Annotated in this window: 8 protein-coding genes; 3 read left to right on the top strand and 5 right to left on the bottom strand. The window is 66.1% G+C overall.

Features of this window, described 5'->3' with window-relative positions; all coding sequences use genetic code 11:
* Positions 1-934, top strand: a 934-nt coding sequence (locus tag D7W82_RS20520) for a hypothetical protein (RefSeq protein WP_304988735.1), incomplete at its 5' end; no start/stop codon positions are given.
* A 6-nt stretch (positions 935-940) separates the two neighbouring features.
* On the opposite strand, the gene D7W82_RS20515 is transcribed toward D7W82_RS20520, so the two are convergent.
* From D7W82_RS20515 to map, 3 genes are all read right to left on the bottom strand, one after another.
* Entirely contained in the window at positions 941-2635 is a 1695-nt protein-coding gene (locus D7W82_RS20515; RefSeq protein WP_120619962.1) for an ATP-binding protein, read from the bottom strand.
* Positions 2636-2644: 9 nt separating this feature from the next.
* Positions 2645-3661, bottom strand: coding sequence for an endolytic transglycosylase MltG (gene mltG / locus D7W82_RS20510; protein ID WP_120619961.1), 1017 nt, complete (start codon positions 3659-3661; stop codon positions 2645-2647).
* Between the two features lie 127 nt (positions 3662-3788).
* Complete coding sequence (map, locus tag D7W82_RS20505) at positions 3789-4568, bottom strand: type I methionyl aminopeptidase (RefSeq protein WP_120619967.1); 780 nt, start codon at positions 4566-4568, stop codon at positions 3789-3791.
* Positions 4569-4682: 114 nt separating this feature from the next.
* Here map and D7W82_RS40115 point away from each other — a divergent pair, with 114 nt between their 5' ends.
* Complete coding sequence (locus D7W82_RS40115; RefSeq protein WP_147439422.1) at positions 4683-6647, top strand: tetratricopeptide repeat protein; 1965 nt, start codon at positions 4683-4685, stop codon at positions 6645-6647.
* 128 nt (positions 6648-6775) lie between these two features.
* Positions 6776-7069: a LysR family transcriptional regulator gene (locus tag D7W82_RS20485; protein WP_120619960.1), complete on the top strand. Its 294-nt coding sequence runs from the start codon at positions 6776-6778 to the stop codon at positions 7067-7069.
* A gap of 3 nt (positions 7070-7072) precedes the next feature.
* Here the strand turns inward: D7W82_RS20485 and D7W82_RS20480 are convergent, their stop codons facing one another.
* Both D7W82_RS20480 and D7W82_RS20475 read right to left on the bottom strand, forming a co-directional pair.
* Positions 7073-9634 carry an RNA helicase gene (locus tag D7W82_RS20480; RefSeq protein WP_120619959.1) on the bottom strand — a complete coding sequence of 854 codons (2562 nt, stop codon included), beginning with the start codon at positions 9632-9634 and terminating at the stop codon, positions 7073-7075.
* A gap of 52 nt (positions 9635-9686) precedes the next feature.
* A complete protein-coding gene (locus D7W82_RS20475) occupies positions 9687-10103 on the bottom strand; it encodes a PASTA domain-containing protein (protein ID WP_120619958.1) in 417 nt (138 codons plus the stop codon).
* Between the last annotated feature and the right edge of the window lie 5 nt (positions 10104-10108).

The following is a 10108-nucleotide window of genomic DNA, read 5'->3' as shown; positions in this document are numbered from 1 at the left end:
CCCTTCCCCTCCCCCCGAGCCGCCCTCCGACGTCGCGCGAACCGTGGCGCTGGAGCCCGCGGATCCGCTCAGCGTGCTCAACCAGGCGTTCCGCGACGCGTACGCCGCGCGCCGTGAGGCCGTGCTGTCCCGCATGGGGCCCGTCATCGCGCAGATCGACGACGTGCTCATCCTGCGCAAGGGCGGCCAGCGCTTCGAGGCACCCGCGCGCACGCGCCACTACCACGAGTACAAGGCCGTCACCCACGTGCCGCTCGCGCTCCACGTCCTGCTCGCCAGAAAGGACGCGCTCGATGACGAGACGCGCGCGCGGCTCACCACCCTGCGCGGCCTCATCACCGCCTCGCGCGGGAGCCTGGACGGCCGGGGGCTTCCAGCCGAAGCCCTGGCGCGGCAGCACCGCCTGCTCGACGCGTCGCTCGCGCTCGTGGACGGCGTGCTGGCGGCGAACCGGGTGACGCAGGCGGAGCTCTCCGCGTTCATCCACGCCCGGGTGCCGGACCTCTTGAAGAACGCCGAGGACGCGGCGAGGGATCAGATCGACACCATGCACGCCTCGGTCGAGGCGTGGAAACGCCAGATGACCGGGGAGGAGCGCGGCCAGCTGCGCGCCGTGGTGGCCGCGTCGCACATGTCGCGGCCCGGCAACGTGGCCGCGCAGTACTTCTCCATCACCCTGGGCGACACGTGGGAGGGGCGCTTCCACGAGGAGGATCAACAGCCCGGCAAGCGCGTGCTCTCCTCGGAGGCGACGTTCGACGAGCCCTCGGCGTTCGCGCTGCTGGCCACGCACGTGCTGGACGCGAACACGTCACGCGGCATCTTCGGAGAGGAGACGCGCATGGCGAGGGATCTGCTCGCGGACGCGGCCGAGCGCATCCTCGCGGGCATGTTCCAGACGTCGCCCCAGCCGCCCGGCACGAGCGCGCCCTGAAGCCACTCAGGGGCGCGTGAGCGGCAGCTCCACCATGAACGTCGCGCCCTCGCCCAGACGGCTGTCCAGGGACACGCGCCCGCCCTCGGCCTCCACGATGGTGCGGGTGAGGTAGAGCCCCAGGCCCAGGCCGCCGTAGTGGCGCTCGGACACCGCGCGGCCGTAGCGCTCGAAGAGGCGGGGCCGCTGCTCCGGCGAGATGCCGATGCCCCCGTCGCGCACCGTGAGCCGCGCCACGGGCCCGTCCGCCACGAGGCGCACGGACACCGGCGTCCCGGCGCCGTACTTGAGGGCGTTGTCCAGCAGGTGATCCAACACCTGCGCCAGCCGCGTCCGGTCGAAGCAGCCGCGCACCGACGCCGGGGCCTCCACCTGGAACTCGCAGTGCTCCAGGGCGAACCTCGGCGCGAACGTCGCGGCCACTTCGCGCACCACCTCCGCGACGTCCACCTCCTCGCGCTGCAGGCGGAAGGTGCCGGCGCTGATGCGCGACACGTCCAGCAGGTCGTTCATCAGCTCCGTGAGCCGGCGGACCTGGCGGTGCCCCGTCTCCACGTGGGCCTCGATGACCGGGGCGAGCGGCGAGTCCGGATGCGACTTCACCGCGCGAGAGAGCGCCTGGAGCTTCAGGCTCAGCGGCGTCAGCGGCGTCTTCAGCTCGTGGCTCGCGACGGAGAGGAACTCGTCGCGCAGGCGGATGGCCTCGCGCGCGCCGTGGAGCAGCCGCGCGTTGTCCACCGCGAGCGCGGCCACGTTCGCCAGCTCCTGGGCGAAGCGCAGGTCCTCGTCGTCATACCGGCGGCCGGAGGTGGTGAGCAGGAAGGTCAGCGCGCCCACGATGTGGCCCCGGGCCATGAGCGGCACCGTGAGCAGCGAATGGATGCCCACCCGCCGCATCGTCTCCAGGTGCTCCGCGTCCTGCGCCACGGACTGCATCACCGCGTCCGTGACCTCGGGCACCAGGGTGGAGCGGCCGGTCGCCAGCGCCACCGCGGGGGGATAGACGGGCCGCTCCCGGGGCATTGGCGACAGCCGCTGCACGCTGGCCGCGAGCGGCGCGTGGGAGGGATCCGCGGCCACCACCTGGACGCGCTCGAAGTGGCCGTCCGGGTGCAGCATGTCCACGATGCACCAGTCCGCGAGCGCCGACACCGACAGGTTCGCCAGCGACGCCAGCGTGGCGGAGGCGTCCAGCGACGACGCGAACAGCTCGCTGGCCCGCGCCAGGAACCCAGCGCGCTCCTCGCCCAGGACCTGCGCCTGGATGTCGATGCAGGTGCCCACCCATTCGCGCACGGAGCCGTCCGGCCCCAGCACGGGCACGCCCCGCGCGAGCATCCATACGTACGCGCCATCCACGCGGCGCAGCCGGTAGCGCGTGGCGAAGAGCTGCGTGCCCGCCTTGGCCCGCTGCCACGCCGCCAGGGCCCCGGCCCGGTCATCCGGGTGCAGGGCGAGGAGCCACCCCTGGTTGCGCAGCTGCTCCGCCGTCTGGCCGGTGAAGGCCGTCCACGACGGAGAGATGGACGTCAGCGCGTCCCTGGCGGGCTCCGTGGACCAGGTGACCTGCGCCGCGGTCTCCAGCAGCCGGCGGAGCCGCTCGGTCTCCTGGCGCAGTTGGGCCACCTCCTCACGCAGGGCGGCCTCGGAACTGACGGGAGGCGTGGGGACGCGGCTCGGGTCCAGGAGCGGGGACGTCATCGTGGTGCCTCAGTACACGTTGTATTTGGCCCGAAGCGCTTCGTGCTCCTGCGCGTTGCGCGACGGGTGGAGGACCTTCTGCGCGTCATGCAGGTAGTACCAGTAGTCGCTCTTCACCGGCCGCAGCGCGGCGAGCAGCGAGTCCACCGTGGGCGCGCCAATGGGGCCCGGCGGCAGGCCCGCGCGGGTGCGCGAGTTCCACGGATCCGAGTTGTCTCGCAGCCGCTTGAGGAACGCCTTGCGGTCGTTCCACTCGGCCAGCTCGTAGCGGCTGGTGGCGTCCACGCCCAGCGGGAAGCCCTTGTCCACGCGCTTCCAGAGGATGCCCGCGACGAGCGCGCGCTGGGACGGCACCGGCTCCTCGCGCTCCAGCATGGAGGCCATCACGACGATGTCGTGCAGCGACCGGCCGCTCTTGGCGATCTCGTCCTTGTGCGCGTCGTAGAAGCGCGCGCGGAAGGTGTCGATCTGCCGCTGGATGAACGCCTCCACCTTGAAGTTGTCCGCGATGATCCCGTACGTCTCCGGGTAGAGGTAGCCCTCCAGGCTGCGCACAGGCAGCGGGAACGGCGCGGCGAAGTTGCTCGTGCGGCTGGCCGCGGCGATGTACTCGCCCGGTTTGATCAGTCCCTGGGCGGCGAGCACCTGGTCGGTGTCGCGCAGGCGCCAGCCTTCAATCATCGCGAAGGGCACGTCCTCCGGCAGCGGCTGGCCTTCCAGGGCGTTGGCCAATTCCGCGACGGAGGCGGTGGGGCTGAGCATGAAGCGGCCCGCCTTCACGTTGAGGCTGCCCCGGCGCCACAGGTGGAAGCGCCACACGGTGGCGTTGTCCAGGAAGCCCTGGGCCTGGAGCTGCTGGCCCAGCGAGCGCGCGGACGCGCCCTTCTTCACCACGAACTCCTTGGGAGCCGGATCCGCCGCCGCGTGCGGCGCGGTGGTGGCGTTCTGGAAGTGCATGAACACGCCGCCTGCACCCGCGACCGCCAGGACGATGAGGACGAGGAGCGCGACCAAAATCTTCTTCATGGGGCGCCAACCTATCAAAGGCCCTGACGCTTCCAACGAGAACCACCGGGCCCCCGGCCGGGCAGGCGGACGCAAGCGCCCCCTTCTCAACATCCAGCCAGCCTCCCTGCCCCCTCCGGACGGAGGATCAACCCGCGAGGATGTGCAGGGACAGCTCGTTGGGCGTGAGGATTTCGCAGCCGTCGCGAGTGACGAGCACGGTGTGCTCGAACTGGGCGGACAGGCTGCCGTCCGCGGTCACGACGGTCCACCCGTCCGGCATCATCCGGATGTCCGGGCGACCCAGGTTGATCATGGGCTCGATGGTGATGACCATCCCCGACTTCAGCGTGATGCCCGTGCCCGCCCTGGCCACGTGCGGTACGTGCGGCTCCCCGTGCATCTGCCGGCCGATGCCGTGGCCCCCGAACTCCTCCACCACGCTGCACCCCTCCGCCTTCGCCAGCGCCATCACCGCCGCGCCAATGTCCCCCAGCCGCGCGCCGTGCCGCACCACCGACACGCCCACGTCCCGGCACCGCCGCGCCACGTCCACGACGTGCTTCGCGTCGGCGGAGACCTCGCCAATCATGAACGTGGCGGACGTGTCGCCGTGGAAGCCGTCCAGGTGCGTCGTCACGTCCACGTTGACGATGTCGCCGGGCTTCAGCACTTCGTCCGTGCGCGGGATGCCATGGCAGACCACGTGGTTGCGGCTGGTGCACACCGTGGCCGGGAAGCCCTTGTAGCCCAGCTGACTGGGCGTCCCGCCCCGCCGCGCTGTGTCCTCGCGAACCCACGCGTCGATGTCCGCCGTCGTCACGCCCGGCTGGAGCCGGGAGCCCACGTGCGCCAACGTGCCCGCCGCCGCGCGGCCCGCGAGCCGCAGCCGCTCCACTTCACTGCCCTTGAAGAGAGGAATGCCCATGCCAGGCAAGGTGGCACCCGCCCGTCCGGAGCGTCCAATGCTGTTCCTGCATGACGGCTTTCACACTAAAATCTTTGACGTCCATACCCCCACCGACGCCAGCAGAACGCCCAAATGAACGATCTTGATGACCTACCAAGACAGAATCCGGCCCAACACATCCAGGACGAAGCAGAAGCCGCTTTTGAAAAATCAATCCGTTCCTCCAACCTCTTCGACTGGCAACTCAAAGACAGGCGCGACTACGGAACGGACTACCAAATAGAAGCAATCAAAAACAACCTGCGCACAAACATTCGGATACATGTCCAACTAAAGGGCACGGAAAAACAAGGCAAAGACACAAAAACAACAATCCAAACATCAAATCTAAACTACCTAATAACGCAGCCATTCTCAATTTACGCATGTTACGATCTCAACAAAAAGAAGCTATTCTCACGAACAGCGGAAGACGTATTTAAGTCGCGACAATCTCGCGACGCCGAAAGCCCCAGGGACGGGAAGACAAAAACAATAAGCATAAAATTCACCGAAGAGCTTAATCTGGCATTTCTGACAAAGCTAAACAAAATCTCAATCTCAACGGGAGTCGCCGAACGAGACCGTCGAATCGAATGGCAGGCCACACCTCCAAGCAAGCTCCAGCAACTTATTAAGCGCAATGCTCGACCGATTCCGGTTCCATTCGACGAGAATGACGCCTATCAAAAACTCCTCCACCTATACAACGTCATGGCTGCCGACGACATCATCTCTGCCTCATATGACCAATTCCACGCAGTACTTGGAGACAATCAAGAAGCAGCGCGCTACCTATACCTGTCTGAAATAAACTTAGGCCTAAAGGGCAGCGAATTCGACAAGGCTCGCGTCCAAAGCGCGATCGCATCAATAACAAGCGACATATTAAATAAAAAGATCACTACCATCTCAGGCCTATACACCCTAGGCAATGCATGGAGCGTCCTCGGAGACAAAAAAGCAGCCAAATCAAAATATGAAGAGGCCCTCTCACAACTAGAAGGCAGCGGCAACCAAAGCGAAACTCGAGTGGCCGCTCAGTGCTGGACGAACTACGGCAGCGTGATTCACGATCTAGGTTATTCATCCGAAGCCAAGTCCGCCTACGAACAAGCGCTCACGATAGATCCAGAACTTGCCGAAGCGCATTTTGAACTGGGGGTTTGGCATGCACGCAACGGGAACGATCCAACAGCAGCACTTGAGCATCTCGACTCAGTCTCAAAATCATCAGGAAGCTCTCTTTCGATGCGACTAGTAAACGCATGGAGAGCCCAAGCTCTGTTTCAAACGAACCAAGAGGGAAGCGCATTCAACGCCATAAATTCCTTCCTTGACAACGATGCACTTTCAGACTGGGAGTGGGCGTGGGCTGCACGACTGGTCAGCACCCATCGATATGACAACCTGTCGTCCGCTAGAAAATCACTCCAATTCTGGCGCAGATATTTGCTCCAACATCCAGGGCACGTCCACGCACAGATCGAAGAGTTCAACTGCCTTTGGTGGATCCACCAAGAGACAGGGGAAACACGCATAAGCTTTAAGGAAATGACTAAACTCGCAGAGGCAATCACACTTAAAAGCGAATCAACCTCTGGAAGGCTCTGGGATCAACTAGGCCATTGGGCGCAGCGAGAGGACGATTGGATAGCTGCAGAGGCCGCCTTTCGTCGCGCACTCATATCTGACAAAAAATACTCCTACTGTTTTGCGAGAGCACTCAATAGAAACGGAAAATATGAAGAAACACTGGCCGTCCTCAACACACACAGCGAGTCGACCGCATCCGACGCCCCTAGCCAGTTTGAACTAGCTGTTGCGCGGGAGCATCTTGGCGACTCCGTGGGCGCTATTGCGGCCTATTCCCAAGCAGTTGAGATTGACCCGGACTACGACGTAGCCCACTTTAACTTAGGCGGTGTTTTCTGGAATAGCGGGGACATGCGCAATGCTTTACTTATTTGGAAAGCAGCTATCGCCAGATTCCCCGCGCACGAAGCCGCAGACCGACTGCGGAAAGACTTGCCTGCCCTCTTTCCATCTAACGAGTAAGGGAAGCCCACCCACAACCACATCTACCCACAATGTCTCTCGCTGATGAGTTCAGAGTAACGTCCAATGCTTTTCTGGCATCACGCGCCCCCTCCACGGCGCCCCCGCCCCGCGCTAGCTTCCAGGCCGTGAGCATCACGCACCTCCAGTCCTTCGTCGCGGTGGCGGAAGAGGGCCACGTGGGCCGGGCCGCGCTCCGGCTGCACATCACCCAGCCGCCGCTCAGCCGTCACATCCTCGCCCTGGAGGATGAGCTGGGCACGCCCCTCTTCGAGCGCGTCCCCCGGGGCATGCGCCTCCTGCCCACCGGCGAGGCCCTGCTCCAGCACGCGCGCCGCATCCTCGCGGAGGTGGAGGTCGCCACCCGCACCGTGCGCGAGGCGGCCCAAGGCTCCGGAGCCTCCAGGCCGCCCGCCGCCTGACGGCTACGACCAGGCGGCCATGCCGCCAATGCGGCGCAGCATCAGGATGGGGCCGTCGTCCATGCGCCGGCCGCGCAGGTCAATCTCACAGTCGATGACCCAGTCCCCATGGCCCTCCGGGTCCATGATGCGCTGCTGGGCCTCCCACTGGCGCGTGCCTGCTTCCTTGAGCTGCGTGTTCGCCGGCTTGCGCGCCTGGGGCGTGAGCACCACCAGCTTGTGCTCCTCGAAGTACGGCGCCATGGCCTGCTCCAGCTTCGGCGCGGTCCACTCGCCCAGCGCGTTGTCCAGCATGCCCAGCGCGTCCAGGTAGCGGCGCTGGCCCAGCGCGCGCAGCAGCCGGTGCAGCTCCTCGCGCACGCGCGCGGCGAAGGCCTTGGGGTCCTCCGTGAGTTCCTTGGGCTTCAGGTCCACCACCGGCTTCACTTCGACGGGGGCCTCCGGGTTGCGCATCCGCTCCCACTCGTCCAGGAGGCTGGAGTCCACCTGACGCAGCGTCGCGCGAAGGTGGTCGAGGATGTCGTCCAGGTCCTCGTTGCGGAACTTCTCCGGCACCGTCTGCACCAGCGACTTGTAGACGTCCCCCACGTAGCGCAAGAGCACGCCCTCGCTGCGCTGCAGGCCGTACTCGCGCACGTAGTCGTGGAAGGACATGAAGCGCTCGAACATGTCCCGGACAATGGACTTGGGCCGGATGTTCTCCTCGCCCACCCACGGGTGCTTCTTCGCGAAGGCGTTGAAGGTGCCGTAGACGAACTCGCGGTTCGGCTTGGGCCACTCCAGCTTCTCCAGCTCCTCCATGCGGTCGTCGTACTCCACGCCCCGCGCCTTCATCTCTTGAATCTTCTCCCCCTTCAGCTGGTGCAGCTGCGCGTACAGCACCACGTCCGGGTTCTCCAGGATGGACTCCACCAGCGTGACGACGTCCAGCGCGTACGTCTCCAGCGTGGGGTCCAACAGCTCCAGCGTCTCATGCAGGTACAGGGACAGCGTGTGGTTGAGGCTGAAGTCGCGCTGCAGGTCCTCCGACACCTCCACCGTCGCCGAGTGCTTCTCCCACTGCACCACCTTCACGATGCCCGCGTCGCGCAGCGTGCGGAAGTACATCGCCGCGTCCTTGAGCAGCTTCCTCCTCGTGTAGTCGGAGCTGTGCGAGCGCATCACCAGCTGCACCAGCCGCTTGTAGCCGCCGCTGCCCTCCGTCTTGTCGCTCTGCAGCAGGTTGAGCAGCAGGCCGTGGCTTACGTCGAAGCGCGACTCCAGCGGCTCCGGCATCCCGTTCTGGAGCCGCTCGAAGGTGCTCTTGTCGTACTGCACGAAGCCCTTCTGCGGCGGCTTCGCCTTGGGCGACTTCTTCTTGCCCGCGGCCTCCTTCGCGGCCTGGCGGATGTTTTCAATCATGTACTCCGGGGCCTGCGCCACCACGCTGCCCTCGGTGTCGAAGCCCTTGCGGCCCGCGCGGCCGGAGATCTGCTTGAAGTCGCGCACGCTCAGCGTCGCCAGCTTCTCGCCGTTGAACTTGAACAACTGCGTGAAGAGCACCGTGCGGATGGGGATGTTCACGCCCACGCCCAGCGTGTCCGTGCCGCTGATGACCTTGAGCAGGCCCTGCTGCGCCAGCTTCTCCACCAGCAGGCGGTACTTGGGCAGCAGGCCCGCGTGGTGCATGCCGATGCCGTGGCGCAGGAAGCGCTGGAAGTCCTTGCCGTAGGGCGTGTCGAAGGGGGCGTCCAGCAGCGCCTGGCGGATCTCCTCCTTCTCTTCCTTGGTGTTGAAGTCCACGGACATCAGGTTTTGCGCCTGCTCGGCCGCGGCCCGCTGCGTGAAGTTCACCAGGTACACGGGGTACTTCCCGCGCGCGATGAGGTCCTGGATGGTCTCGTGCAGCGGCACCTCGCGGTAGTCGAAGTCCAGCGGCACGGGGCGCTCGGAGCTGCGCACCGTGGCCACCTCGCGGCCGGTGAGCTTCTCCAGGCTCTGCTCGATGACGTGCGTGTCGCCCAGCGTGGCGGACATCAGCAGGAACTGCGTCTTGGGCAGCGCCAGCAGCGGAATCTGCCAGGCCACCCCGCGCTCCTTGTCGGAGTAGTAGTGGAACTCGTCCATCACCACCGCGTCCACGCGCGCGGACGCGTCACGCAGCGCGAGGTTGGAGAGGATCTCCGCCGTGCAACAGAGGATGGGCGCCTCGCGGTTGATGGACGCGTCGCCCGTCAGCATGCCCACGTTCTCCGGGCCGAAGGCCTTGGAGAGCGCGAAGAACTTCTCGTTCACCAGCGCCTTGATGGGGCACGTGTAGAACGACACCCTGCCCTCGGCCATGGCCTTGAAGTGGAGCGCCATGGCCACCAGCGACTTGCCGGAGCCCGTGGGCGTCTTGAGGAACAGGTGCTTGTCGCTCAAGAGCTCCAGGATGGCCTCCTCCTGGGCGGAGTACAGGCTCAGGCCGTTCGTGGCGACGTAGCCCACGAAGCGGTTGAGGATCTCGTCGGCATCGAGAGGGGGCTCGCCGGGCTTCGGCAGCAGGGCGGCGAGCGGGGCGCGGGTGTCGGCGGAGGCACTCATCGGGCCCGACTCTAGGGGTTGGCGCTGGGGCCACCGTGAAAAATCGCGCGGCTCAGCGGGAAACGTACAGTCCCACCGCGATGCGACCCTCCGTCAGGGGCGCTCCGGCCGCGGGGCGCTGCCAGCACACCCGCCCCGCCTGCTCCTGCGACAGGCAGGGCACGTCCGTCACCTCCAGCGAGGCTCCGGACAGGCGGGCCTTGCGCACGGCTGCGCTCCGCGTCAGGCCCAGCAACTCCGGCGCGGGGGGCGGTGTCGCTTCGGGGCCCTGCTGGACGAAGAGGGCCCGCACCTCGCCGGGGCCTCCGGGGGTGAAGTGCATTCCCGTCCCGTCCGCGGTGACCCCGCCGTGCAGCTCCAGCTCCACCGGCCCCAGCACGATGGGGCCGGCGCCGAGCCGCGCCTGGACCCGCGCGAGCGACTCACGCAGGTCCACCAGCAGGGCCTCCAGGTCGATGGCGTCGCTCATCGCGC

Origin of the sequence: Corallococcus sp. CA049B (genome assembly GCF_003611685.1) — a bacterium.
In the GTDB taxonomy this organism is placed as follows: domain Bacteria; phylum Myxococcota; class Myxococcia; order Myxococcales; family Myxococcaceae; genus Corallococcus; species Corallococcus coralloides.
The sequence above is the reverse complement of the archived record's forward strand: the minus strand, read 5'-3'. Positions and strand labels throughout refer to the sequence as shown.